Origin of the sequence: Vibrio sp. 10N.286.45.E10 (assembly GCF_002874195.2) — a bacterium.
Lineage (GTDB): Bacteria > Pseudomonadota > Gammaproteobacteria > Enterobacterales > Vibrionaceae > Vibrio > Vibrio crassostreae.
Genome location: NZ_MCWD02000002.1, coordinates 1520773 through 1546944 on the forward strand (window position 1 = coordinate 1520773; position 26172 = coordinate 1546944).

A 26172-nucleotide genomic window follows, 5' to 3' on the forward strand; every position below is an offset into this window, starting at 1 on the left:
CTGTAATTAGAATAAAGACTTAAAATTCATAAATTTAATTAGAACTGTGAATTAAAAAAGCCCTCATAGCAATATAAGGGCTTCAGAATAAGAATCAAACTGTGTTGTTATTGGTGTGTTAAGCGTATTTTTTTGCTTTAAGCATATTGTTCCACTGTCATCGCCCAATTTTTCTTCTGTTGTTCGAAATTCATTTTGATTTGCTGGTAACGAACTTTAAGAACTGAGTGTTCGTACTTCTTCACAACGTCTTCACGTTTACTTTCAAGTAGCTGCTTTTTGACTTCGTAGTACTCGTTCATGTTTGATACTAGAGCATCGAATTCTTGCTGAAGCTTGTCTGCGATTTGTTGCTTGTCGGCACGGTGCATGATTTTTTGCTGTGTGCGTTTGAGTAGCATTGACGCTTCGGCTTTCTCAATGCGAGCTTGAGGGGTCTTTTTAAGCTTACTTGTCAGTCCCATCAATGAAGCACTTTTGATCAACCACTTTGTAGGATCGTATTGCCACCAGTAGATGCCGTTACGGTAGTCGTTCTCAAAAATGTGGTGGAAGTTATGGTAGCCTTCGCCAAAAGTTAGAACCGCCAACACACCGTTATCGCGGGCCGTGTTTTTGTCGGTAAAAGGTTGGCTACCCCAGATGTGAGCAAGAGAGTTAATGAAGAATGTTGTGTGGTGGTTAAGTACCAAACGAACAGCGCCTACGATTAACAACATGCCAAGTACGTCACCGTAAATAACACCTAAAGCGATAGGAACACCGAAGTTCATCAGCAATGCCAACAGAACATAGTGCTTGTGCTGCCACATAACAATCTTGTCTTTTTTAAGGTCACGGCAGTTTTCGTAGTTTTCGTACATTGAAGTGCTGTAATTACGAATCATCCAACCAATGTGCGAGTACCAAAAGCCGCGTTTTGCAGAGTATGGGTCTTTGTCGTTGTTATCGACATGCTTGTGGTGTACACGGTGATCAGAAGACCAGTGTAGCGCGCTGTTCTGCAGGGCAAATGCACCACCTAATGCAAACAGGAATCTTAGGCTTGAATGCGCTTCAAACGCTTTGTGTGACCATAAGCGGTGATAACCCGTCGTGATTGAAAGGTTACAGAACGTAAAGCAGATCGCTAGCCATATCCAGTGCTCCATACCATAGCCAAAAAAGTAGCCATAAACGGGAGCGGCTACAACAGCAAGCAGCATACTAAAAGAGAATACAAAAATATTGAGCCAGATTAATGGCGGCTTTTTTGTAGATTGTTTGTCGGCACTATTCATTAGCAAATTTCCATTGGGCTTACATCTGTGCGCTAGAATATCAGCGTACACGTGTAAGTCAATATTGAAAGTGTAAACGTGTATTAGTATGTTTTGCTTAAATATTGTATAAAGGTAGTGTGAAATGTAGTAGCAAGTCATAAATGGAAGTACTAAGGGCTAATAAATGGAAATTAAGGTAGCTGAATATAAAGATTATGAGCGGATTGCCCAATTACACGCGGATAGCTGGAAGCTATATTACCGTGGCATCCTTGCTGATGATTACTTAGAAAATGATGTTTTGGAGGACAGATCTGTTATTTGGCAGACTCGTTTGATTAATCCTCCTTTCAACCAACATGTTTTATTGCTAGAAGAAGGCGGTTTACTGGTTGGTTTCGTCTGCGCGTTTGGTAATCACAACTTTGAACGAGGTACGTTCATTGATGCGTTACACGTAGACAATAATTACCGCGGTCGCGGTGTAGGCAAGCGTCTATTGTCTGAACTATCGAAGTGGTTACAGCAATACTATTCGGATTCAGGGCTTTACCTAGAAGTGATGTCTGAGAATCGCCAAGCTATCGCGTTTTATGAAGCAATTGGTGGTAAAGAAGAGCTAGAGCAAGTTTGGAATGCACCATGTGGTAGCCAAGTGAAAGAAAAAGTGATTTCTTGGAACTCTCCCGTTGAACTTGAACAGAAAACAGCAAGCGTCGTGTATTCTTAGACGATTCTTGTTGGATACTGGTTCTTTGCTTAATTGCAACGCTTACCAAAGCTGAAGAATCAAGATAAAAGCCCCGAGCATTAAATTGTTCGGGGCTTTTTTGATTGGAGTAGTCGTCTTTTTTGTTAATCGCTAAGGTGCGTGAAATACTGGGTGATTAATCACACCATGTGATCTTATTCCTACCGCCTTTCTTCGAAATGTAGAGTGCTTGGTCGGCGTCGTCGATAAGTTGCTCGACAGAACCAAGGGCCTGAGGTGCATGTTTTACACCGATTGAAATCGTTACCTCTAACCTAAGGCGAGAAGGGGACTCTAAAAGGGAGTTAACTAGCGATTCAATTGAAGCCTTTGTTTCCCCTTGCACCATCACCAAAAATTCTTCACCCCCGTATCGAAAGCAGTTACTGCTCGTCGGTAGTCGTTTTTGAATCTCATCAGCCAGTTCTTTTATCACCATGTCGCCCATTTGATGGCCGTAGGTGTCGTTAATTGATTTGAAATGATCAACATCTATCATTATCGATGTAATGGATAACTGACGGTTTATGCTCGGTTCTATGACCTGATGAAGATAAAGGCGGTTGTAGCAACCTGTTAGCGCGTCTTGATAAGAAAGCGCCTCAAACATATTGGATTGTTTGCGAAGCTGAATCGCTTGTTTGCGCAACTGCTCGGATTGAGCAAAACGCTTGTGTACTTCTAAGTCACGTCTTATACAGGCCGCTGAGATTAGGATGTAAGCCGAAATATAAACGGAAATTATTTCTATTTCATGCTTTGGCTCTGCTTCATAAAGCAGTGGCGCAAGGCCGATCAGATAAGCCAAAAAGATAAACGACAGCGTAAAGATACTGTATTTGGCTGACAATCTTGAAAATGTGCCAATGTAGATCATGACGAGAATGATACCACCTTGGTAATCGAAATTATTCAGATCAATCGCAAGCCGACCGACATAGACTAAGAAAAGTGAGCTAACTACAAGGAAAGTACTTTCTACCAGTTCCAAAACGTTGGGTTTGTTTGTAATGCAGTATCTGGCGACAGCCATCATCAATAGAAAAAGTATGACTCGGAAAATGATAGGTGTAATGCACTCGCTACCAAAGTGGATGTAGTCGGTGATGATGAAAGCACAGAATATTGAGATCGGGATGTAGATGAAATTTATGTACGGCAAATAAATTTCATTATCGAAATAGGTTTTAAATCTTTGATTCTTGAACCCAGAATAAGAGCGCATTGAGAAATTAGCCGAGATGGATACACAATAATTTGCGTAGTATGTCACAGTCTTTGGGATTGTAAACGACCGTTTCTATAGATTTGTCAGTATGTTAGCTAGATCAACAAACGGTAACAGGCAATATTCACGCTCTATCATCGATAGAACGTGAATATATTAGAGGCAGGTGTAAGAGTGGTAAACAGAAACTAAAGTAGATTAATAAAAACTAATAGCGATTAACGCTTGTTCTTCAAGTAACGCTTACGACGCTCTTCTTTTTTCTTAATCTGTTGTTCGGCTTTCAGCGCAGCCGCTTCTTCAACTTCGATCAGCTCTTGTGTGATCATTTCTGGCAACTCAAGAGTTACCTTACCTAAAGTGCCATTACGCAATTCGTGAAGCAGGATTTCTGAACATTTGTGAATGTCTATGTGGCCACCTGCACGAAGTGCACCACGCTTACGGCCAATCGCTTCCATCAGTTCGATGTCAGACTCAGGCAGCTCTTCAATTTGGTAGCGCTCTTGCAAAAGGTTAGGGTACTGCTTTGCTAGGTACTCTACTGTGTAAAATGCCACTTCATCGTATTCCATTGCCGTATCTTTTACAGCACCTGTTGCAGCCAAGCGGAAGCCACTGTGTGGGTTTTCCACTTTAGGCCAAAGGATCCCTGGAGTGTCTGAAAGGATCACGCCATTCTGCAGGTTAATGCGTTGCTGACGACGAGTTACCGCAGGTTGGTTACCAGTAACCGCGATCGTACGTCCCGCCAAACAGTTGATGATGGTCGATTTACCCACGTTTGGGATGCCCATGATCATTGTACGAATATTCTTGCCCATCTGTTCACGGTGCGGTGCCAGCTTACGTACTAGCTCCATAACGTGGTTAACTTCTTCTTTTACGCTAGTCGTAATCGCAATCGCTTTAACGCCTTGCTCTTTCTCGAAGTGTTCAATCCAACGCTGAGTCAGTTCAGGATCGGCAAGGTCACGCTTGTTCAACACTTTTACACAAGGCTTATCGCCGCGCAGTGAAGAGATCATTGGGTTTTCACTACTAAACGGGATACGAGCGTCCAGTACTTCGATGATCACATCAACCTGTGGGATAACTTCTTCGATTTCTTTGCGGGCTTTATGCATGTGGCCCGGAAACCATTGAATAGACATAGAGATAAACCTTGATAAATATATTTGCTGCACATTGTAAGGGTTGGATGATACGTGTAAAGGTATATCTATCGCGACCTTCAATGAGCTCTGTGAGTTTGCTTGAAGTATAGACGGCTTGGTGATGCTTATTTAGCTGATGATTAACCTGATGAAAGTGGGCCCGCTAATGTTGTGACGTGTAAAAAGCCGCTATATCTTTCAAGTCTTGGTCATTGGGCTTGCTTAGTTGTGCTCGCATCATATCTGCGTAGTCGCCTTGTCTTTCCCCATTTTGATACGCTTTCATTGTATTAAAGAGGTAGGTTGGATCTTGACCAGAAAGCTTAGGATAGGAGTTATCAGCCGAAGGGCTGGTGGGGTTATGACAAAAAACGCAGCTTGGTGATTTCACTTTACCTAATTCAGGATCGCCATCATCAGAGGCATAAAGGCTAGAAGAAAAAGCGACTAATATTAGAGCGAAGGATGGGTAATGCATGTTTTTGTTCCGGTAAAAACATGATTATAAAGCTGACCTTAAGGGGAAGCTCAAGTTCTATTTGCTCTAGATGAGCAATTACATGGGGTTAGAGTGAATTTTTACAGCTTTGTTAGGAAAGTCATGTACAAACCGGAGCAGCTAAGCTTTTTGAGAAGCTGTGAGTCATAGAGCCGAAATGTGTCGTGAGGCTTAAGTTTTTGTGATGCGCAGTTGTTGGATATCAGAGCAGAAACTTGTTAAGGGGGGACGTGGCCCAAGCTTTGAAAGGGAACTTTCGTCAACTGTCATCGTGCTTGTAGGTAACTGTAATTTACTATTATCTTTGGATTGTAGTTATACTTTGAGCTTTATATCAGGTTGTATAATAGTCTCTAAACTATTGATAAAATATGCTTTTCTTATTGCTTCTTTGCGGTTTGTGACATTTATTTTTTTATATATATTGTATACGTGCGTCTTTACCGTACTTTCTGAAATAAATAGTTCGTTTGAAATTTCTAAATTTGAATCGCCTCTGCCTCTAATCACGCGCTTGAATATTTGAACTTCTCTTTTAGTAAGGCTAGATAGTATTACTTTCGACTTGAAAGTGTAATCGTGTCTATTAGATAGAATATGTGACATTAACTTTCTTGGTAGCCACAAATCGTCGTCACACACTGTTTTTAAACAACGGGTAAGGTGATCAATAGGAGCGTCCTGATAGATGATTCCTTTTATATTAAACAAGTTGAATAGTTGCATTACGGTAATACTCTGTCCGGTAATGTCAGCAGGAACATCGTAGACTACCCATTTCTTTGATTCTATTTTTGATAAAATGATGTTGATATCTTCGATATTTGCCAATAGTAAGTAGCTAATAAGGACGACATCGAAAGTCTTATGGTTACTCGAGCGCTCAATGCTTGTCATGCATTCTCTGCTAAAAGAAAAATCACTGTATTTTTCTATTTCGCGCTGAATAAACTGGTTGTTAATACCGTTGTCACCAATTAGGAGCATGTGCTTCAAATTATTTCTATGCATAACTTATTCCGAGCCTGGTAAATCATGTTTTGATTCTATGACGTTGTGTTTTATAAAATTGAGCTCTCCGGCTTAATTTTTACATAATTGCATAATTACGGTTGCTGTGAAAGTCGGGGTTCAATAGAAATTTGTAATGTATCGTCATATTGACCTCCTGGTTTGTTCTCTGTTTCACCAATGACAAAATTCAAAGGAATAGGTTGACCAATCGTAGCGGAAAGACGTTGAATCCTTGCATCCAGTTGCTCAAGATTTACTCTGTCGCTATCGAGGGACAATTGATATGGAATGTCCCATTTGGTCTCATTAGATTCATGACGCAGCATTCCTTGGTGGGATGATTCCAATACGATGGTATAAGCTGTATTGCTTTGAACCCATAGGTTAGGTGCAGAACGAATAACCTTGTTTGAGTATAAGGTTCCTAGATCAAGGTCATAATGTTGTTGGGTTAATCCATAAAAATGAATTTTCGCAGCAGGAGGAACGGTAACCGATACTGGGATGGAACTAGGGCTAATTTCTATTTGTTGACTATTTGATGTATAAGACGGCGAGACTTCCAATAACCCCCGATAGGTTCCTGATGCTAACCATTGTTTGCTCGGAAATCGCATTTGTATCGTTGCCGAAGGTTGGCTGTCGGTTAATGATAAGTGCCATTGATTAGCCACTGGCATACCGATCTGTCCACTCCACTCAAAGTTGAGTTTGTCTTGGTTTGACCCTTTTAACGAGCGGCTTGTATCGTTAAGCTGCAAAATTAAGCTTAAGTTGCAGGGTTCGCCAATTATGTTCGCATCTATACGGTAAGTGTTTATTGTTGCGAATGTGCCTGCGCTGAAAACATCATATTGTGATTTCGATGAGACGGATTGAATAGTCAACGCACTAGCTTCACATGCCAATGCCGAAGGTACATGGTTTATGGCTATGAGGAACAAGGATCCCCAAAGTACTTGTTTATTCGACATACACATCTCCTAGTCTTATCAAGTTGTTACTGCGTTCACTGAGGGAAATGATGACTGACTCTTGTTCTTTAGTGTCTAGTACTAATTGATATTTACCTGGCTTTAACCCAGAGATTGCAAATATGCCGTTACGATTTGTAAAGAAGTCAATTGGCAACTGTTTTGCCTCACCAAGGTAATGTGCTACGCCAGCGACAAGTGAAATAGGGTTGTTACTTTGACGATCGAATAGCTTGCCAATAACGGTTAATACAGCATCAGATCCAATCTGGAGTTGGAAGCCCCTTTTGTAACCCGGCTTAATCCAAAAAGCGCCGTCGCCTAAGTCATACCCTGGTGGCAAGTTATCGACCTCGTAACTGACTACTTGGTCATTATAAGCAACAAGGTCAGGAACCATGGCACTTGCATCTCCTTTAAGATAAACGCGTGCGTACTCACCCTCTTTTGTGGGATCGATAGCCACGTCATTCTCTTTAAGGCTCTTATGTTTGCTGACAATAGCAAATGCTTCGCGTACTGGTCTGCCGATCGTCACAGATGAGCCCGCAAAAGCAATGGCACTACTAATGGTCACGTCAGTATTGTGGTTTCGTGTTTCACCACTAATGTCTTCAAGCCGCGAAGCGTGGGTTGCATTTAATTCATAGCGGTTTGCCGTGTAGTTAATTCCGGCATCCATATCGGCATCCGTTTCTTCGTTATTAATGACACTCGCAAACGCTGATATCCCGCCTGTGTTACCAATATTATTTTGATAGCTGTAATCTAAGGCGGCTTCATTGAGTTCTGTGGTGTATCGACCGACGACACGAGTTTGTCGACTAAGAGGCCAGCTAACGGTGACTGTAGTGCTGATATCATCGTCTTCGGTTGCGTTGTTCCGATAGTTAACGCGTGCGCTCCAGGTGGCGGGTGTATCAAACAGTCCGTCCGATAAACTCGGGCTAATCAGCCAATAATCGTTCTCTTTGTCTACTCCTGAACGATAATTGAGCGTCATGGCGGCACGTAAGGACTTGCCAAGATAAATGGAGCTGAATGCAGAGACATAATGAGTGGTTAAGTTGATATCGATATCGGAAGCATCAAATCCTGAAACCCCAGTAAAATTGTTGGCCAGATATTCATAACTGAAACTCAGTTGTGGGGACAGCGTGTTCGTATTGGAAAACTCCGCATCGAACGCAAATTTGTAAGCGTCGCCAGTTCCAAATGTAGGGTGTTCGCTAAGAGAAGCAGTGAGTTCAGTGACGCCCCATGTAGAAGCGAGTAACGCAGTGGCACCATATTGATAAAGATCTTCACGGGTTTGAAAGTTCGTACCTAACGTTAACCAAGGACTAATACCCACATCAATATAACCATGGAAAATGCGCTCGTCGGTTAGGTACTCTAGTTGTCCATTTTGTAATTCAGAAGGCGCTCCATACATGATGCTATATTCAAACTCACCGCTATTGAGCAAGTCGTTACCGGTCGCAATAGAAAACTCGATGCGTTCTTCATTACCGGAGCGGTCGGTGATGACGAGTACAATATCATTACTACCTTGTGCAAGGGGGATATCACTAAGGTTATAGCTACCTGCGCCTAGAGTTAATCTTTGGACTGCGATCCCATCAATATAGACATCGACATTTGATGCTCTTTGAAGCGTGAATGATTGATTGGCTCGTGGTCGTGCATTTCTGGTTGGAATGAGCGTAAAATCTCGAGTTAAACCAATACCAAGTATGTCTGTGCTGTCCTGAAAAGATTGACCACTGTTGTACATATCGCCGAGCACAAGTCGTGTTCCTTGTTCGGCAAAGTCAATATTAAGACGAGATCCTTCTCTTATGTATCGTGAATCTTGTGATGAGCTGTTTTCTAGATAGGATTCATACTCAAAGTTTAGAAAACCAATGTTAAGTGCTGAATCGAATTGGCTGCGATAAAGATCCTGTCTTGATGAGTTTTGATCGACATATTGGCTCTCATTGGCAGAAAGGGCAAAATTAATGTACCCACTAAACAGGCTTGGTTCAGCATAGTTATAAAAATCATCTGCGCCGTCCATAGACAATTGCTGGGTTAAGCCAAATTCAGGCGGTACTGTCACGATACATTCTAATGATGAGAAATCGAAACTCAGCCCCAGTCCTACGCTCTCGAAGTCGTTCTGTGACAGCATCTCATCGTCAGTCGTATCATTGAGCTTCCCAATGCCCTCCTGAGTTACGACGGACGAAAGGAGGGAGAGTGTACTTTCCTTAGGTAACAAAATTTCGTTGTTTGCGGTAATGATAATGTCCGCTTCCCCAAGTATGGTGTCACTTATCCTTAGCAACGAGGTAAGTTGAATATCTCGTCCTGTTGGGTTTAAGACCATTTCTTGGCCCCAAGCAGTAGGACTTAAGGCGGCACAATAAAAAAGTACTAATCCCAAGACATACAAAATTTGCCACATCTTGTGATAGGGTTCAGTTTTCATGCCCATGATAAGTGCCCACTGGTAAGTAATTTAAAGAAGAAGGCAAAGTAATAATGGAGCGTGGTGGAATAAACTGCTCACCTAAAGCCTCATGTACTTTTTGGCTCTGAGATTCGAGCCCCGCAAAATGAAGTAACGATGTGTAGGTAAATCGCGATCCTGAATTAGTGAGTGTTAGCTTGCCTTGCTCATCTATGCGCAATTTCACGTCAGGCTCTAACGACGATGAGTGAATGTGCAGCAACGCATTGTAGTGAACTTGTAAGTTGATACCGGTTGTTAAACCGATGGGTTTATCTGTTCTCGCGTTGTTCTGTCCAATATTCACGGTACTGAAACGAATGAAATAACTTTGAGAGGTTTCGAGTGTTCTATTTCCCAACCATTGTATACGGAATACTTGACGTTCTCCGGGGGCCAACATCGCCGCTGGTGGAAACACAAACATCTCTTCACTCGCTAGATCAGATGTCTCGAATGTACCATCAGATAAGAATTTTAATCGACGAACGTTAGCTTCAAGTGGGAGAGCTTGTGTTGAGTTGTTAGTCACAACTAGTTGCGACGTTGCTCTGTGATCTGTGTTGAGCTCAATGACGGTTGGAAACAGTGTTATGCCAAACGCTTGTGCACACAGAAAGCAATAAATTAGCGCCCCCCAAATATCACGTCTCATTGCTATTGATCCTGCTCTATTTCAATCGATAGGTTATTCACGTTGTAATTTTTAAGAGGCAGCATTTCAAAAAAACGAGTGGAGTAGGGAAGGACTAAAGTTCCAGGAATACGCTTAGCGATTTCTACGCCTTTTAAATATGTCGAATTTTTACCATCAGATATCTTCCATGTTGTATTTGTTAATCGACCGTAGCTATTACCACTGTTAAGTACTTCAAGAACCCATTTGTTGTTTTTGGTATTCTGTTCGATACTTTTAATTTCTAGCTGAGAAGCTGTGTTCTGAGGTCGGACGTTAATAAGCGTATTAAATTGCAGTAACAGACTTACTTGTCCTTGGTTGCTGCTTGCTCTTTGAACTTGTACTTGCTTAACAGCAATTCGATACGCTTTAGATTCTGTGATGGAAGGATCGCCTAAATAGCGCACCATAATAGATTGTGATCGTCCAGGTTCAATAATCGCGGTCACTGGAATAACTAGTAGCTCGTCATCAGCAGGAGTGGTGGTCTCTTTGCCATATTTGTCCATTGTCATATATACCGGAGACAACTCAACCGTGAGCGGTTCTTGAGAAGAATTCTCAACCCTCATGGTCATTTGAGCTCTTTTGCCAAGCGGCGTCATTTCCATAGACATCGGTTCTACTTTGAACGCATGAGCGGACAAACAAGTGAACGACAATAAAAACAGAACGGTCCATTTATGTATGATCCATTGATACATAGCGATAAGCTCCAAATTAAACTTACGTCGTTGAGATTGAGGCTAAGATTAAGTCGGAGGCCAAATAATAGCCCCCGACTTATTAACCTCTAATTTGAGGTGATATTTACGGTTAATGTATCTGAGTAGCCACCTGCCCATGGGGAGGTTTCTGTCGTCACAATATCAATAGATGCGGCAACACCTGTCGCTAATGCGCCAGAACCGCCATAAGAATTACTGACTGAAACATCATTTAGACCTGGGCCCCCTGGTGCATTAAGCGTGAAAGGAGCTAAGCCTGAAGGATTAAATGTTGCATCGTATGTAAGGGCGTAGTCTTCGCTATCATCTGACTCTAGACCACCTTCAGCACTTGTCAGTGTCACAGTTGCACCATCGACGTCATTACACTTCATGTTAAGACCACTAACAGAAAGGTTTTGAATTTGAGATACGTTACCAAAGTCCATCAGTTGCGTTGAAAGACCAGTAACCTCACATACAGGTGAAACAAATCCAACTAACTGTACATCACCTGGAGCGGCTTGGACTTGAGCGCCAAAAATAGCTGTGACTGTTGCTGCGTAGAGTGTTAGCTTTTTCATTAGAAATTCCGTTATCTTAAATGATTGGCTCGAATACTGCTGAGCGTATGTTGTTCTGCAGATACATTGCAGAGTTTTCACTTTGTTACGCTATGAATCGAAGGGTAAACTTCGATCTCAATAACGTCTTGATAATAACCTGCGTAATGCAAGCTATTTTCGAGTGCTACCCTAAGATTCCCCTGTTGAGAGAACGGAATAACACCAGAACTGTCTATCATTACTGGTGAAGTAAGTTGGCTACTGTGCCTACTTTCATGAAGACGAATTTCGTCTATTTGTAATGAAAAATTGTAACTTTCAATAATATCAACCCCTTGATGTTGATATTTTAAGCCTCCATATTTTGAGTTGATCGTTATACCCAACGGACGGTTACAATAAATATTAAAAGGCAACGATTGCACATCACGGTGTTCCGTAAAATTCATAATGTTGCCAGAAAAGAAGTTTATTTCGCATCGGTCTTTGATCTGACCGCTAATTCCTAACGTTAAGCTATTAGCACTGGCATATAATGAAAGTGACAGACTGATCTGCTCCAGTTAGACTGGACACCGCATTAAGCGACATATTGTTTTTCAAAGTTAACTGGACTTAGATACCCAAGGGCACTGTGCCTTCTTGTTCGATTATAATCAACTTCGATATATTCAAAAAGTGCTTGGCGCATCTCTTCTCGCGTCATTATCGGCTCGTATTGAACGGCTTCTACTTTCATTGAGTGGAAAAAGCTTTCAACACAGGCGTTATCCCAGCAATTTCCCTTCCTACTCATACTTTGTTTTAGATTATGGGCTGAGATTAAGTCTCTGTAATCTTTTGAACAATATTGGCTACCTCTATCACTATGGATAATTACCCCTTCGGGCATGCCTCTACGGAACAATGCCATTGATAGCGCATCACAGACCAGAGTCGCGGTCATTCTGGTGCTCATTGACCAACCAACTACTTGCCGTGAGTACAAGTCGATAACAACCGCCAAATACATCCAACCTTCGCTTGTCGCTAGATAGGTAATATCTCCAGCCCATTTTTGGTTTGGTGCTGTCGCATTAAAATCTTGCTCTAGCAAGTTCGGGGCAACAGGAAGCCTATGCTTGCTGTCTGTCGTACATTTAAACTTACGGGCTGCCTTCGCGACTAAGCTCTGGCGCTTCATGCTCGTGGCAATGGTTTTTACATCGTGCTTATTACCATTTGCCTCAAGTTCTTTTTGAATACGCCTTGCACCGTCGCGTTCCTTTTTATCATCAAAGACTTCTCGAACTTTGCTGTCAAGCTGCTTTCGGTGCTCGTTGCGTTGAGTGACTTTATGGCGATTATCAATCCAATAATAAAACCCACTTCGAGAAACCCCAAACACCTTAGCCATACGGACAATCCTATATTGCATAAGGTGTTCGAGCATAAACTCATAGCAATCTACTTTAGATTTTTCGCGAAGTAGGTGGCGGCCTTTTTTACGATATCTAGCTCTTCAGCTTGCTCAGCCAATAACCGTTTGAGTTTGGCATTTTCAGTGGCGAGTTCCCTTTCTCTATCGCTGATTTTCGCATCTTTTTTGACGGCTTTACGCCATCCATAAATTTGAGATTCATACAACGATAGCTGTCGTGCCGCAGCAGCGACACCGACTTTCTCTGCCAACTTAAGTGCTTCGGATTTAAATTCAGGAGCATGTTTGATTCGTGTTTTCTTAGTTGTCATTGTTCACCTCGTTAGTGATTGTACTCACTTAACTCAGTGTCCAAAACTTCTGGTGCAGATCAGACTGAAAATTAACGCTGAGACGATTAAGTTATGAAGAATTCGAAATGCTTTAACCATAATCTCACCTCTCAACGGTTGAATGTAACTTGTTGCTTAACTGTGAAAACTATATGTGCTTTAAAAAATGGTGAAGTAGTAAAAAAAGTTTATTATTTAAGAGAAGTATGAGTTTTAGTATGATTTTAATCTGAACCGAAGAGATTAAATAATTGGATAATAATACTATATTCAATTAGATAGTGGAGTTTTCCCCAATGTTTGAGTTGACGAGCGATTTTTATTTAATTGATAAAAATAGAAGTATGGTCTACGTCGAGTGTATTGAGTTTTTTGATGGGCCGTTGTCACCACAATAGTTACAGTGTTATTAACGGGGAGGCTAATTTGAAAACTTAATTTATAAGTTGATTTTAGCGATTTTAAATTTTTATTTCCGAGAGGGGTATCTGCTGTTTGTTTATTGAAATTAGTTATTTAAACGAATTTTTAGGGGAGGTTAACTCTAGTTTTAAATACCGTATGCGTGGTATTTAAAAGCTTGACATTATTATTACTAAGTTATTTACCTCTAGTGAACAGACAAAGCTTTAAGTCATTAATGAAATTCAAACTCAAAGGTTAATTGAATGCTTAAATTTAGGGATTATTCTTAGAAGGTATCCTTATAGGCCAAAACGAGATTGCGTTCTGTTCCAGTCAATCTAGTGTGTTTTCTAGAAAACCTACAGGTGTCGAAGGCTGGTTTTGTTGTGGAATTGTCTAACAGATTTGATGAAAAATTAAAGCTTCCCGAAGGAAGCTTTAGTGTTAATTGCGATAGAGGCTCTTCTCGTTAAGAGTTAAAGTGCATTTTCTAGCTTTGTTAGGAAAGTAGTGATGTCTTCAGAGCTGATATCTCTATGAGTAACAAATCGAACCGGGTTACCTGGAGACATCGTAATGCCTTGTTCGCTCAGCTCACGAGCAATTCGGTTGATATCCACGGACTCATCTAACTTAGCAAACACAATGTTAGTTTGAATGAAATCAGGGTTAACAGAAAAGCCTTCTAACTTGCTTAGGCCGATCGCTAGGTTTTTCGCGTTCTCGTGGTCAGCTTTAAGTTGAGCAACGTTCTCAGTCAGTGCCATTTTACCTGCTGCAGCAAGAATGCCTGCTTGACGCATACCGCCACCGACCATTTTACGTAGTCGACGTGCTTTAGCGATGTACTCTTTACTACCAAGTAGCAGAGAGCCAATCGGAGCACCTAAACCTTTCGATAAACAAATCGTCATCGAATCGAAGTGTTGCGCGATCTCTTTAATGTGAACGTCCAACGCGACTGCCGCATTGTATACGCGTGCACCGTCTAAGTGCATCTGTAAACCATGTTGGTTTACGAACTCACGAGCTTCCGCTAGGTAAGACATTGGCAGTACTTTGCCATTGATCGTGTTTTCTAAACTAAGAAGCTTAGTACGAGCAAAGTGGCTGTCGTCAGGTTTAATAGCAGCGGCAAGCCTTTTAAAATCTAAAGTGCCGTCTGGGTTGTTCTCGATTGGTTGAGGTTGAATCGAGCCCAATACCGCCGCGCCACCGGCTTCGTATTTGTAGTTGTGCGCCTGTTGACCACATAGGTATTCATCACCACGCTCACAGTGCGCCATTAGGCCGAGTAGGTTGGCTTGCGTACCTGAAGAGGTGAACATAGCGGCTTCAAAGCCCGTTTCGTTGGCTGCCCACTGCTCAAGCTCGTTTACTGTTGGGTCATCACCATATACATCATCACCGACTTCTGCGTTTGCCATTACATCGCGCATAGCTTGTGAGGGTTTAGTTACGGTATCAGAACGAAAGTCCATGTTTCTCTCCTAGAGTGTTATAGGTAGCCGCAGAGTTGGGCTTTACTTAAACAAGCGATAGTTTTTGTATCGGTGATTTGATCGTGTCGTATTTTATCTTGCAGTTCTTCTAAGCTCAGTTCGAACACTTCTATGACTTCATCTTCATCACATTCAAAGCGGGTAGTGAGGCTTAAGTCTTTTGCGACAAACAGATACTGTATTTCATCACAGAAGCCAGCCAAAGGGGTGACTTGCCCCAAGCTTTGAAAGGAAGTTGCGCTGTAACCGGTTTCTTCTTCCAATTCACGCTGGGCACATTGAAGAGGTGACTCATCAATTTCCATCGTGCCTGCAGGTAGTTCCAAAAGCCATTTCTTAAGAGAAGGGCGGAATTGGTTAATGAGGATGATTTTTCCAGACGAAGTGATAGGAAGAATAACTGCCGCGCCAGGGTGGTTTATTGTTGTATGTTTTACCACGACGTTCGTAGGGAGCGTCACGTTCTCTTCTATGAGAGAAATACTTTTCCATTTATGGATAACTTTACTCATGCAGTCTGGCCACATTCCTTGCCAATTTTTCGTATAACGGAAGACGTGCACCACCATAACGTCTATGGTGTCGAAAATAAAAGAAAAATTAGGGTTAGCAATAGATTTAGTTTCACGCCGTTCGTGATGTTACTCTCATAATTGGAATCTATGATTGCGCCAAAATTACCGGCGTAACCATCTGATATAAATGCAACTCAATAATAAAATACACTTGTAACAAAGTGCTAACAAATGTATAAAAACATATCTACACTCTCAATTGTTCAAAGATTTTCGGAGTAACGCATGAACCCTTCTATTTCTTCACATGCTGACAAGGCGCTACTCTCTGAAAGAATCAATAAATTAGCGCATGCTCTCTCTGATGGAGTCTATGAAAGAGAAGACACGATTAAGCTATGTTTACTGGCTGCATTGGCTGGTGAAAGCGTGTTTCTATTAGGCCCTCCGGGCATTGCAAAAAGCCTTATCGCAAAACGTCTTATTCAGGCTTTTGACAACAGTAGTTATTTTGAATATTTGATGACACGTTTCTCTACGCCAGAGGAAGTGTTCGGCCCGCTAAGTATCCAAGAATTAAAAGACAACGGTCGTTATGTAAGGCTGACCGAAGGTTACCTACCAACAGCACAAGTTGTATTCCTTGATGAGATCTGGAAAGCCGGCCCTGCAATCCTAAACACCCTGCTTACTGTAGTGAACGAAAAAACATTTAAGAATGGCAGTGACATTGAACGCGTACCTATGCGCTTGTTGGTTTCTGCATCTAATGAACTTCCAGATGAAGACAGCGGCCTAGAAGCCCTTTATGACCGTATGTTGGTTCGCGTGTTTGTTAACCGTATTCAAAACAAACAAAATTTCAAATCAATGCTGACAACGGGTACTTCTCAAGAAGCTGTGATTCCAAAAGGTTTGGCGATCACTGACATTGAGTACCATCAATGGCAGAAAGAGCTCGACAAGCTAGAGCTGACCGATAACTCGTTTAACAAGCTGTATGAACTGAAAACCATGCTTGAAGAGACGGTTAAGAAGCAAGGCTCAGCATCAGAGTCAGACTTGTATGTATCAGATAGACGCTGGAAGAAGGCCGTTAAACTATTGAAAGCGAGTGCGTTCTTCAGTGGTCGCGATAGCGTGAACCCGCTAGATATCCTGCTTCTGCAGGATTGTTTATGGCATAGCCCTGAATCGCGCGATGTAGTTCGTAGCGTGGTGAAAGACTTTGCATTGAACCGAGCGTTTGATCAACAAGAGTCGAAAGCTCAAATCGAGATGTCTCGTGAAGAGTTAGAAGAGATTCAAGACGATGTTGAATCGACGCTATCAGTTTCGCTCTCTATGGAATCAACCAGCGGCTTGTTGCGTAAAGACGTTTACCAGAATGATATCAAGAACGCGAAAATGTACAGCGTGGGCAGTGCATACAATCTAGTGAAACTCGTTATGCTGCAAAGCAACATGTCGGTGTCTGAATCTGAGAAAGGTGATAGTCGTTGGGTATACGTAGCCAAAGACGATTTTGATCGTGTTCTTAAAGAAGGTCACGGTGATATTTACGGTTACGTAAACGAAAATAAAAACCTATGCCGCTTAAAACTCGACTTGGATGCATCGAACCAATTAGTGATTAAAGACATTGCCAATCGCTCTGTCTTGGTGAGCGTTGTTACCACAGATGGTTTGGATCAAGAACTGTATAACAAGTGGTTGAGTGGTGCTGAGAAAGCCTTAGAGCAGTTAACTGAAGCTGAATTCAAGTTAAAACGTGTTCGTACTGAATTCCATGATGCGTTACCTCATAACTATATTGACCCTGATTTACCGAAAGCGATGGAAGCAAGTTTGCAAGCGGTAACGCAAGATCTTGAAACCACGAAAGTGAAGAGTGCAAAGATTGCTCAGCGTATTAAGTTTATGAGTCAGTACTTCGAGTAAGGGGAGAGCATATGTTAGGAGCAGACGGCTTAAACCTCGCTTTGATGGTGGCTGATTCAGGAATCATTGATACAGCGATGAACGATCTCATTGCTCGCTCTCAAGTCATGATGGCTGCTGAGAATAAAGGCGTAAAAACATCAGTCAAAAATCACTTAGTTAAATGGCGTGGTAAGGTCAAAAAGCGCGTAACTAAAGTGTGCGAAACCGACCGATTTCAAGAAGAAATCGCCCTCTACCAAGAAGTGATTCACTGGGATGAACCGCAATTCTTTGATGAGATTGATAGTGTCATCAAAAAACTGGAGTGGCACTCCGCGTTCTATCTACAAGCAAGACGCTTGATGGAAAACAACAAAGGCGTTTATAACGCGATGTTTCCACACTACTTTTGCGACCAATGGTACCAATCTCTTTCTGATGCGATCAAGCAAGCTCAAGTAACCGAACTCGAAACAAGCAAAGAAAAAGTCTTAGCCGATCTTTATCAGCGCATGGAAACCATGAAAAACATGGACAAAGTGACGGAGTCGGGTGATGAAGGCAGTGTAGGGCGCTTGTGGGACATGGCATCTGCCAAGTTAAGCAAAACAGACCTTACCATCATGAAACGTCATGCTGAGTTCTTGAATAAACACAAGGGCTTGCAAGAGATCGCTGAAAAGCTAGGCCGTATGGCTGGCGAGGAAGATGATCCTTCGCTACACAAAGCCCCTGTAGAAGAATTGCAGATGGTTGAAGAGAAAAGCGATGAAGCGGTCGATGATATTGTTGGGATTCACGAAAGTGATGACCTCAACAAGATGCTGCCAAACGAAACCATGTTTCTAGCTTACCCTGAACTTGAGGTTATCTTTTACAAGCACTTGGCCGACAAGCGTTTACTGAGCTATCGCTCGCAAGGTAAATCACGCACGTTACGTAAAGTGAAAGCGCAAAAGCCAGATAGCAAGAACATCGATATTGAAAAGGGTCCGTTTATCGTCTGTGTGGACGCTTCGGGCTCTATGAGTGGATTCCCTGAGCAGTCTGCCAAAGCTATGGCTTATGCCTTAATGCAAATTGCTCTTGCGGAAGAGAGAGATTGTTACGTGATTCTGTTCTCTTCTGAGCAGATTACCTATGAGTTAACAAGGCAAGATGGCCTTCGTGAAGCGAGCGACTTCTTAAGTTACTCATTCCATGGCGGTACGGATCTAGAACCTGTTCTCATGAAATCGATTGACTTGATGACGGGTGATAAATACAAAAATGCCGATTTAATCGTACTTTCGGATTTCATTGCACCGAAACAATCTGACGAAATGATTGCTCAAGTTGAAAAGTTGAAAGAACACAAAAACCGTTTCCATGCGGTGAGTCTTTCTAAGTATGGTAACCCTCAACTCATGACCATGTTTGACCATTGTTGGGCGTATCACCCAAGTCTTGTCGGTCGTTTCATGAAGAAGTGGTAACGTACGACACCTAAATTTAATCCATTTTGCTGTGTGTTTTTTGATTGAAGAGGTCGAACATGCAGCAATTTGATTTAAATGTCAGCAAACGGAATTTAAATTCACTTTTTTGTTTGACTATCTCCCCTCAATCCGTAAAGTAGGCACCCGAACACAGCGGTGCGATTTACCTAAGTCCCTAAAGTGTTGAATTAAAAAGGCGCCTTGGCAGAGTGGCTATGCAGCGGATTGCAAATCCGTGGACCTCGGTTCGACTCCGGGAGGCGCCTCCATTCTTTCTCTTAGATTGATAAGTTAAGAGATATTAAGAATGAAAATGCGATACTAGCTCAGTTGGTAGAGCGCAACCTTGCCAAGGTTGAGGTCATCGGTTCGAACCCGATGTATCGCTCCAAATTTTGTAATGTTGATGTATTTTGACATTAAGATGGTGTTTTACTTTTCAGTAATCGGCATCGCAATAAAGAATTGCGTGCCCTGGTGGTGGAATTGGTAGACACAAGGGATTTAAAATCCCTCGACGTTCGCGTTGTGCCGGTTCAAGTCCGGCCCGGGGCACCATCTATTTGGTTGTTACCTTTTAGGGTAGCAATCAAAAGAGTTGTTCTCTTAAAACACTATTGAAGGCGCCTTGGCAGAGTGGCTATGCAGCGGATTGCAAATCCGTGGACCTCGGTTCGACTCCGGGAGGCGCCTCCATCATTTAGAAAAAACCAGTCCTCGTGGCTGGTTTTTTCGTTTCTGGCCTCGCTAAAAGCTTCCAACGTCCCCTTTTCAATGTTTATCAAAGAAATCTTTGTTACGAATATACTTACTCATCAAATGGTAAGAGAAAGGCCTAATCAACCAACTAAAGATAGAGCGACCAAGACGGATTAATGTCGGTGTGTTCTCGTAGATGCGCCCGTTATAGAGCCAAAGCACTTTGCCTACATGCCAATAGAGCAAAGGAACTGGAGGCATGAAGGTTACGATGTCGATATCACAGCAGATTCGGTAGGTCTTCTTACCCAAACGATAGTGCTTTCGAAAGCTCCAGTCACCAATGGCGGGTTGGCCAAAAGTCACTATTCGCTTAATACGGCCAGGGTACTTTTGATCAAAGTAATCAGCGAAGACACAACCGATAGCGCCACCGGAAGAGTGACCAGTAATAGACACTCTCTTGCCTTGCTCTATTAGAGGTGTGAGCGTAGCTTCCAAGCGTTCAATAACGGTTAAGCCAAGCTTATCTTCATTACGACTTGGCTGGCTTTCCTGAAACATTAGATGATAGAAGCCAGCATGCACACGATAATTGAGCCCAATTCTTTTGCAGCTTCTTGTCCATAGAGCAAAGGTCAGTAACCAATCTGAGATGCTGTGCGATCCTTTGATAACCACAACCACTTCATCTTTGTCGCTGCTCCACAGCACTCGAATCATGGTCTTGCCAAACTGGTTCTTTATGATGCGTTGTCCATTTGGGTCAAAACCATAGCGAGTTTGCTTAAATACTCTAGGGTAGGCGAGGTTACAAAGAACGGCATAGCGCTCATATTGATATCGTTTTAGTGGTTTCACGTGTTTACTTCTTAATAAGAGTTACTTAAAACTCTAGTCGTTGAATGTGAAAAGCACATGAAAACACCATTTACTTGATTCGTTACAGAAAAACCAAAATTTGCCGCTGTCGCTAAAGTTAACCCTAGATAGTAAATTGCAGTGTTAGATTAGAGAACAGCGTATAAGAACCGTACAAGCTGCACTAAATTTATTCTTTGGAGAGTGATAATTAATCATTTGAATTAAAAGATAAAATTTATTGTTGACGAATTTTTTCCTTCCGTTAAAGTACACCTCGTTCTCACGGCTTAGGTCGCTGAGAGATGGTGTTTTTACTTTTCAGTAATTGGCCTCGCATGATTGCGTTGCCCTGGTGGTGGAATTGGTAGACACAAGGGATTTAAAATCCCTCGGCGTTCGCGCTGTGCCGGTTCAAGTCCGGCCCGGGGCACCATCTATCTTGCTTCTACTTTTTGAGTAGAGTGATGAACAAAGAGTTGTTCTCTTAAATCACTATTAAAGGCGCCTTGGCAGAGTGGCTATGCAGCGGATTGCAAATCCGTGGACCTCGGTTCGACTCCGGGAGGCGCCTCCATTCTTTCTCTTAGTTTGATAATTTAAGAGATAATAAGAATGAAAATGCGATACTAGCTCAGTTGGTAGAGCGCAACCTTGCCAAGGTTGAGGTCATCGGTTCGAACCCGATGTATCGCTCCAAATTTTGTAATGTTGATTAATTTGACATTAAGATGGTGTTTTACTTTTCAGTAATCGGCATCGCAATAAAGAATTGCGTGCCCTGGTGGTGGAATTGGTAGACACAAGGGATTTAAAATCCCTCGACGTTCGCGTTGTGCCGGTTCAAGTCCGGCCCGGGGCACCATCTATTTGATTGTTACCTTTTACTAGGTGACAATCAAAAGAGTTGTTCTCTTAAAACACTACTGAAGGCGCCTTGGCAGAGTGGCTATGCAGCGGATTGCAAATCCGTGGACCTCGGTTCGACTCCGGGAGGCGCCTCCACTATTAAAAGTTGAAGGGCCTGCAGAAATGCTGGCCTTTTTGCTATCTGAAATTCTAAACCCTCATGCTATGTTCAAACTTCCACGTATGTTATCTAGTCAATAACACCTCTAGGAACAAGCTCTTATCTGATCACTTTCTTTGCCGGTCTGTTCCTTGTGTAAACCGGTCATTTGCTAAACAATCAACAGCATCTGTTAACTAATTGTGGTGGTTTTTGAGTGAAATTAGTGGGGGAATGGAAAAGGCGATTGTCTTTTGCGTCGTTAAGTTCTTCATATTTAGACATAGTTGCTCATGATCCTGTAACGCTTTCATGAGTTATTACACTTATTATGACTGCAAATGAAAATGATTGTCATTTACTTACGTTGCTGCTAACCTATTGTGAAACTTTACAACATCTTATCTAATGCACAAAAGTGTATATAAAACCCCGCTAAACCTTATTAAACCTGAGGTTATTCGTTTGCTTCGTATAATAAATCAGCAGATCTACCTCTTTTGTTCTACCCCTTTAGGGTAGTTCGTTTTCGTAATTGATTTACATCATATTTTCATTTTCTTTCATAATTCATTATTCGCTCAGTTAAGAAATATATAACCTTCAGGAATTCTTATGAGCAAGATGAAGCTAGTCGTAATCGGTAACGGGATGGTCGGCCATCGCTATATCGAAGATTTAGTCGAGAAGACAGATGTTGCAAACATGGACATCACGGTGTTCTGTGAAGAACCACGTGTAGCCTATGACCGTGTACACCTTTCTTCTTATTTTTCACACCACACTGCAGACGAACTTTCTTTAGTTAAAGAAGGTTTCTACGAGAAACACGGCATCAATATGCTGATCGGTGAACGTGCGATAAACGTTAACCGTGAAAAGAAAACAGTTTACTCAAGCACTGGTCGAGAAATTCAATACGACAAACTTGTTCTTGCTACCGGTTCTTTCCCATTCGTACCGCCAATCAAAGGCAACGAAGGTAAAGACTGTTTCGTTTATCGCACTATCGAAGATCTGAAAGCTATCGAAGCAACCGCTAAGAACTCTAAGTCTGGTGTTGTTGTGGGTGGCGGTCTACTTGGTCTTGAAGCTGCAGGTGCACTTAAAGCACTTGGCGTAACCACACACGTTGTTGAGTTTGCTCCTAAGCTAATGGCTGAACAGCTTGACCAAGCGGGTGGTAACCAACTTCGTCAAAAAATCGAACGTATGGGCGTTAACGTACATACAAGCAAGAACACGCTTGAGATTGCTCCTGAAGGCACTGAAGCTCGTAACGTAATGCGTTTTGCAGACGGAACAGAGTTAGAAACTGATTTCATCGTATTCTCTGCTGGTATTCGCCCACAAGACAAACTTGCTCGTCAAATGGGTCTAGGTATTGCACCTCGCGGCGGTATCGAGATTAACGATCACTGTCAAACGACAGACAAAGATATCTACGCTATCGGTGAGTGTGCGTCTTGGAACCAAACGTTCTACGGCCTTGTTGCTCCTGGTTATAAGATGGCGACGGTAGCGGTTGATCACGTTGTTGGTAACGAAAGCACATTTGAAGGTGCGGACATGTCTGCGAAGCTTAAGCTTCTAGGCGTGAAAGTAGGTTCTATCGGTGATGCAAACGGCCGTACTCCTGGTTGTAAGAGCTACGTTTACCAAAACGAAGAGTCAGAAGTTTACAAACGCCTAATCGTATCTGAAGACAACAAGAAGCTTCTTGGTGCGGTAATGGTTGGTGATACGTCTGACTACGGCGATCTTCTTCAGCTAATGCTGAATGAAATCGACCTACCAGAGCACCCAGATGCATTGATTCTTCCTGCTCATGCTGGTGCTGAAAAGCCAACACTTGGCGCGGACTCTCTTCCTGAATCTGCAGTTATCTGTTCTTGTTTCGATGTAACTAAAGGCAAGATTGCACAAGCTGTTGCTGAAGGTCACCACACAATTGGTGATATCAAAGCAGTAACAGGCGCAGGTACGGGCTGTGGTGGTTGTATTCCACTTGTGACTTCAGTACTGAACGCTGAACTTGCTAAAGCTGGTGTAGAAGTGAAGAACGACGTATGTGAGCACTTTGCTTACTCTCGCCAAGAGCTTTTCCACTTGATTCGTATCGAAGAGATCAAAACATTCGACGAACTACTAGAGAAATACGGTAAAGGCTACGGCTGTGAAGTATGTAAGCCTCTAGCGGGTTCTATCCTTGCTTCTTGCTGGGGTGAACACATCCTTAAGCCTGAGCTAGTGAAACTGCACGATACCAACGATAACTTCCTAGGTAACATGCAAAAAGACGGTACTTACTCTGTAATCCCTCGTATGGCGGGTGGTGAAGTAACACCTCAAGCACTAAGTGTTCTTGCTGATGTTGCGGCTGAATACAACCTGTATACCAAGATCACGGGTGCACAACGTATCGGTCTATTCGGTGCTCAAAAAGATGACTTACCAGCAATCTGGAAGAAGTTAATCGCAGCAGGCTACGAAACTGGTCAAGCTTACGCAAAAGCGCTTCGTATGGCGAAGACATGTGTTGGTTCTACTTGGTGTCGTTACGGCGTTCAAGATTCAGTTGGCCTAGGCGTGATGATCGAGAACCGTTACAAAGGCATCCGTACTCCTCATAAGATGAAGTTTGGTGTGTCTGGTTGTACTCGTGAGTGTGCTGAAGCTCAAGGTAAAGACTTAGGTATTATCGCAACTGACGCGGGTTGGAACATGTACGTGTGTGGTAACGGTGGTATGAAACCTCGTCACGCAGACCTACTTGCAAGCGACTTAGACCAAGAAACTCTAATCAAGTACATCGACCGTTTCATGATGTTCTACATCCGCACGGCTGCTCCACTGCAACGTACTTCGGTATGGATGGACAACCTAGAAGGTGGTGTTGATTACCTACGTGAAGTGATTGTAGACAACAAGCTTGGCATCAATGACCAACTTGAAACTGACATTGCTGGCCTAGTGGATAACTTTGCTTGCGAGTGGACAGACACAATCAACGACGAAGCTCAACTTAAGCGCTTTGCACACTTCATCAATGCTGATGATCGTGATGAAAACGTTGTGTTTGTTGATGATGGCCGTGAACAACACCGTCCAGCGACATTCACTGAGAAACACCCTGAAGCGAAGGGCGATATCCTTCACGTTGAACTGGTTTAATTGGGAGACGACATCATGGCATTTACCAAAGTTTGTAAGATCGAAGACATTATCCCAGGTACAGGTGTTTGTGCATTGGTTGGTGGTGAGCAAGTAGCTGTCTTCCGCCCAACTAAGGCTGAAGAAGTATTCGCGATTAGCAACACAGACCCATACTTCCAATCTAACGTGTTATCACGTGGTCTGATTGTTGAGCACAAAGAAGAGCTTTGGGTGGCAAGCCCACTTAAAAAGCAACGCTTTAACCTAGCAACAGGTGTGTGCATGGAAGACGAGAACTTCAACGTGAAAGCGTACAAAGCTCGTGTTACCAAGGGTGCTGTAGAAATCTCTGCTTAATCTTTGGATGAGTAAGATTTGATAGTTCAAGGGTTCTAGTTCTCGATATTGCCTTAACTCGGTAACTAGAGCCTTTTCCTATCCAATTTTAACTTTTAATTTTACTTTTTAAGGACAACATTATGTCTCCTGATTACAAACCAGCTGAATTCGTTCAAACGATGATCGATGTGGGTGAAGCGAAAACTAAAACAAGTACTCGCGATCTTCTGATTCGAAGCACTATGGCTGGTATCATCCTTTCTCTAGCGGTTGTTGTAGCAATTACAGCAATGGTACAAACAGGCATTGGTCTTGTTGGCGCACTAGTGTTCCCAGTTGGCTTCGTGATTCTAAGCGTTATGGGTTATGACCTAGTAACTGGCGTTTTCGGCCTTGCGCCTTTGGCTAAATTCGACAACCGTCCAGGCATCACTTGGGGCCGTATCCTACGTTGTTGGGGTATTGTTGGTCTTGGTAACCTTATCGGTTCTTTGATTGTTGCTTTCCTAGTGGCTGTTTCTTTAACAGGTAACTTCTCTCTAGAGCCAAACGCTGTTGCTCAAAAGTTCATTGCTGTTTCTACAGGTCGTAGCTTAGGCTTTGAAAACATGGGCATGGACGGATGGATCACGTGTTTCGTACGCGGTATCTTCTGTAACCTAATGGTATGTCTAGGCGTGATTGGTAACATGACAGCACGTACTGTGTCTGGTCGTGTAGCAATGATGTGGTTCCCAATCTTCATCTTCTTCGCACTAGTATTTGAGCATACGGTAGTAAACATGTTCCTATTCCCACTGGGTATGATTCTAGGCGCTGATTTCGGTATCGCGACATGGTTGAACTTCAACCTTATCCCAACAATCCTAGGTAACATCGTTGGTGGTCTACTAATGACGTGTGTTCCTCTATACCTAACTCACGCTAAAACTGCACCTTCTCTAGGTGCTAAGTAATCCTCAATAGGGTGAAACGTAATTTAGTATGAGATTAAGAGCCCCAACAACATGTTTGGGGCTTTTTTAGTTCGAAAGCCCTTATATCATTGCGCAAATTACTCGCAATAGACTGTTTTGTTATAATTACTTCTATCTTCGTTAGTATTTAGACTGAATATTTAATTCAACACCTGATAGTCTAAGGGTTAAGGATTTGGATAAGTCATCATGAATACAGTGACTTATCACATAGATTGAAGC

21 protein-coding genes and 9 tRNA genes are annotated in these 26172 nt (G+C 42.5%); 15 read left to right on the forward strand and 15 right to left on the reverse strand.

Translation table 11 applies throughout. The features are described 5' to 3' along the window. Positions 1 to 137: 137 nt before the first annotated feature. Positions 138 to 1280, reverse strand: coding sequence for an acyl-CoA desaturase (locus BCU34_RS19705; protein WP_048660095.1), 1143 nt, complete (start codon positions 1278 to 1280; stop codon positions 138 to 140). Positions 1281 to 1446: 166 nt separating this feature from the next. Between BCU34_RS19705 and BCU34_RS19710 the strand changes: the two genes are divergently transcribed. After that, entirely contained in the window at positions 1447 to 1992 is a 546-nt protein-coding gene (locus tag BCU34_RS19710) for a GNAT family N-acetyltransferase (protein ID WP_102479737.1), read from the forward strand. A gap of 157 nt (positions 1993 to 2149) precedes the next feature. Here BCU34_RS19710 and BCU34_RS19715 read toward each other — a convergent pair whose 3' ends face one another. From BCU34_RS19715 to BCU34_RS19775, 13 genes are all read right to left on the reverse strand, one after another. Next, positions 2150 to 3175 carry a GGDEF domain-containing protein gene (locus BCU34_RS19715; protein WP_170960848.1) on the reverse strand — a complete coding sequence of 342 codons (1026 nt, stop codon included), beginning with the start codon at positions 3173 to 3175 and terminating at the stop codon, positions 2150 to 2152. Positions 3176 to 3459: 284 nt separating this feature from the next. Beyond that, complete coding sequence (ylqF, locus tag BCU34_RS19720) at positions 3460 to 4395, reverse strand: ribosome biogenesis GTPase YlqF (RefSeq protein ID WP_029405588.1); 936 nt, start codon at positions 4393 to 4395, stop codon at positions 3460 to 3462. A gap of 166 nt (positions 4396 to 4561) precedes the next feature. Then, positions 4562 to 4876, reverse strand: coding sequence for a c-type cytochrome (locus BCU34_RS19725; protein ID WP_102479735.1), 315 nt, complete (start codon positions 4874 to 4876; stop codon positions 4562 to 4564). 336 nt (positions 4877 to 5212) lie between these two features. Further along, positions 5213 to 5908, reverse strand: coding sequence for a response regulator transcription factor (locus BCU34_RS19730; protein WP_108145135.1), 696 nt, complete (start codon positions 5906 to 5908; stop codon positions 5213 to 5215). A gap of 95 nt (positions 5909 to 6003) precedes the next feature. Next, the gene (locus BCU34_RS19735) at positions 6004 to 6885 is read right to left on the reverse strand and encodes a hypothetical protein (RefSeq protein WP_102431745.1); all 882 of its coding nucleotides are present in this window, start codon (positions 6883 to 6885) and stop codon (positions 6004 to 6006) included. After that, positions 6875 to 9367, reverse strand: a complete 2493-nt coding sequence (locus BCU34_RS19740; RefSeq protein ID WP_240698012.1) for a fimbria/pilus outer membrane usher protein — start codon at positions 9365 to 9367, stop codon at positions 6875 to 6877. Before BCU34_RS19740 ends, BCU34_RS19735 begins: the two co-directional genes overlap by 11 nt. After that, positions 9351 to 10037, reverse strand: coding sequence for a fimbria/pilus periplasmic chaperone (locus tag BCU34_RS19745; protein ID WP_102479224.1), 687 nt, complete (start codon positions 10035 to 10037; stop codon positions 9351 to 9353). Before BCU34_RS19745 ends, BCU34_RS19740 begins: the two co-directional genes overlap by 17 nt. 2 nt (positions 10038 to 10039) lie before the next feature. Then, positions 10040 to 10765, reverse strand: a complete 726-nt coding sequence (locus BCU34_RS19750; protein WP_048668843.1) for a molecular chaperone — start codon at positions 10763 to 10765, stop codon at positions 10040 to 10042. An 89-nt stretch (positions 10766 to 10854) separates the two neighbouring features. Continuing rightward, a complete protein-coding gene (locus tag BCU34_RS19755; RefSeq protein ID WP_017080976.1) occupies positions 10855 to 11352 on the reverse strand; it encodes a hypothetical protein in 498 nt (165 codons plus the stop codon). A 77-nt stretch (positions 11353 to 11429) separates the two neighbouring features. Continuing rightward, entirely contained in the window at positions 11430 to 11897 is a 468-nt protein-coding gene (locus BCU34_RS19760) for a hypothetical protein (RefSeq protein WP_241905478.1), read from the reverse strand. A gap of 17 nt (positions 11898 to 11914) precedes the next feature. After that, a protein-coding gene (locus BCU34_RS19765; protein ID WP_102480628.1) for an IS3 family transposase occupies positions 11915 to 13065 on the reverse strand; the annotation gives its coding sequence in 2 pieces (ribosomal slippage) (positions 11915 to 12822 and positions 12822 to 13065; 1152 coding nt in all). 902 nt (positions 13066 to 13967) lie between these two features. Beyond that, a complete protein-coding gene (gene ltaE, locus BCU34_RS19770; protein WP_102479865.1) occupies positions 13968 to 14972 on the reverse strand; it encodes a low-specificity L-threonine aldolase in 1005 nt (334 codons plus the stop codon). Positions 14973 to 14989: 17 nt separating this feature from the next. Next, positions 14990 to 15505 carry an NUDIX hydrolase gene (locus tag BCU34_RS19775; protein WP_102479863.1) on the reverse strand — a complete coding sequence of 172 codons (516 nt, stop codon included), beginning with the start codon at positions 15503 to 15505 and terminating at the stop codon, positions 14990 to 14992. Between the two features lie 288 nt (positions 15506 to 15793). Between BCU34_RS19775 and BCU34_RS19780 the strand changes: the two genes are divergently transcribed. The 6 genes from BCU34_RS19780 (at position 15794) to BCU34_RS19805 (ending at position 19605) form a co-directional block, all read left to right on the forward strand. After that, positions 15794 to 17449 carry an ATPase RavA domain-containing protein gene (locus BCU34_RS19780; RefSeq protein WP_102530294.1) on the forward strand — a complete coding sequence of 552 codons (1656 nt, stop codon included), beginning with the start codon at positions 15794 to 15796 and terminating at the stop codon, positions 17447 to 17449. A gap of 11 nt (positions 17450 to 17460) precedes the next feature. Beyond that, the gene (gene viaA, locus BCU34_RS19785) at positions 17461 to 18906 is read left to right on the forward strand and encodes an ATPase RavA stimulator ViaA (RefSeq protein WP_048668848.1); all 1446 of its coding nucleotides are present in this window, start codon (positions 17461 to 17463) and stop codon (positions 18904 to 18906) included. A gap of 198 nt (positions 18907 to 19104) precedes the next feature. Next, a tRNA-Cys gene (locus BCU34_RS19790) sits at positions 19105 to 19178 on the forward strand. Between the two features lie 46 nt (positions 19179 to 19224). After that, positions 19225 to 19300, forward strand: a tRNA-Gly gene (locus tag BCU34_RS19795). Between the two features lie 80 nt (positions 19301 to 19380). Then, positions 19381 to 19467: transfer RNA gene (locus BCU34_RS19800), tRNA-Leu, on the forward strand. A 64-nt stretch (positions 19468 to 19531) separates the two neighbouring features. Continuing rightward, positions 19532 to 19605 (forward strand) — tRNA-Cys (locus BCU34_RS19805). Positions 19606 to 19680: 75 nt separating this feature from the next. Here the strand turns inward: BCU34_RS19805 and BCU34_RS19810 are convergent. Next, on the reverse strand, positions 19681 to 20469 hold the full coding sequence (locus BCU34_RS19810) for a lipase family protein (RefSeq protein WP_048610810.1): 789 nt from the start codon (positions 20467 to 20469) through the stop codon (positions 19681 to 19683). A 349-nt stretch (positions 20470 to 20818) separates the two neighbouring features. Here BCU34_RS19810 and BCU34_RS19815 point away from each other — a divergent pair. The 8 genes from BCU34_RS19815 to BCU34_RS19850 all read left to right on the forward strand — a co-directional run bounded on the left by BCU34_RS19815 (position 20819) and on the right by BCU34_RS19850 (position 25929). Next, a tRNA-Leu gene (locus BCU34_RS19815) sits at positions 20819 to 20905 on the forward strand. Between the two features lie 67 nt (positions 20906 to 20972). Then, positions 20973 to 21046: transfer RNA gene (locus tag BCU34_RS19820), tRNA-Cys, on the forward strand. Between the two features lie 46 nt (positions 21047 to 21092). Then, positions 21093 to 21168 (forward strand) — tRNA-Gly (locus BCU34_RS19825). A 79-nt stretch (positions 21169 to 21247) separates the two neighbouring features. Continuing rightward, positions 21248 to 21334: transfer RNA gene (locus BCU34_RS19830), tRNA-Leu, on the forward strand. 66 nt (positions 21335 to 21400) lie between these two features. Then, positions 21401 to 21474: transfer RNA gene (locus tag BCU34_RS19835), tRNA-Cys, on the forward strand. Between the two features lie 619 nt (positions 21475 to 22093). Continuing rightward, positions 22094 to 24652: a nitrite reductase large subunit NirB gene (gene nirB / locus BCU34_RS19840; protein ID WP_048660107.1), complete on the forward strand. Its 2559-nt coding sequence runs from the start codon at positions 22094 to 22096 to the stop codon at positions 24650 to 24652. 15 nt (positions 24653 to 24667) lie between these two features. Continuing rightward, on the forward strand, positions 24668 to 24991 hold the full coding sequence (nirD, locus tag BCU34_RS19845) for a nitrite reductase small subunit NirD (RefSeq protein WP_048662836.1): 324 nt from the start codon (positions 24668 to 24670) through the stop codon (positions 24989 to 24991). Positions 24992 to 25113: 122 nt separating this feature from the next. Beyond that, on the forward strand, positions 25114 to 25929 hold the full coding sequence (locus BCU34_RS19850) for a formate/nitrite transporter family protein (RefSeq protein ID WP_017062558.1): 816 nt from the start codon (positions 25114 to 25116) through the stop codon (positions 25927 to 25929). The last annotated feature ends 243 nt before the right edge of the window (positions 25930 to 26172 follow it).